Annotated in this window: 1 protein-coding gene; it reads right to left on the bottom strand. The window is 57.0% G+C overall.

All coding sequences use genetic code 11. From position 1 onward, the window contains the following. Nucleotides 1–604, bottom strand: a 604-nt coding sequence (locus ACTQ1O_RS14040) for an Hsp70 family protein (protein WP_441487791.1), incomplete at both ends; no start/stop codon positions are given.

Below are 604 nucleotides of genomic sequence, written 5' to 3' on the forward strand. Positions count from 1 at the left end.
TGCGTTCAGGTCTGCCTCAACGCCGCTCTTCTGATCCGCCGGCACCTTGTCGCCGACTTCCTTCAGAGCCTTCTCTACCTGGAATACCGTCGAATCCGCTTCATTCTTCGTGTCTACGGCTTCCTTTCTCTTCTTGTCCTCAGCCTCGTACTGCGCTGCCTCTTTCACTGCCTTGTCGATCTCCGCGTCGCTCATGCTCGATCCGGAAGTGATCGTGATGTGCTGCTCCTTGCCGGTTCCGAGATCCTTGGCGGATACATTTACAATACCGTTCGCGTCGATATCGAAGGTCACCTCGATCTGCGGAACGCCGCGCATTGCCGGCGGGATTCCGTCCAGACGGAACTGACCGAGGGACTTGTTGTCTCTGGCGAACTTACGCTCACCCTGTACGACGTTGATATCCACTGCGGTCTGATTGTCCGCAGCCGTGGAGAAGATCTGGCTCTTCTTCGTCGGAATTGTCGTGTTTCTCGGAATCAGCGGTGTCGCAATTCCTCCCATGGTCTCGATGGAAAGGGTCAGCGGTGTGACATCGAGCAGAAGCACGTCTCCGGCTCCAGCATCTCCGGCCAGCTTGCCTCCCTGAATCGATGCGCCGATT

It is taken from the genome of Bilifractor sp. LCP21S3_A7, from assembly GCF_052118825.1.
Lineage (GTDB): Bacteria > Bacillota > Clostridia > Lachnospirales > Lachnospiraceae > Bilifractor.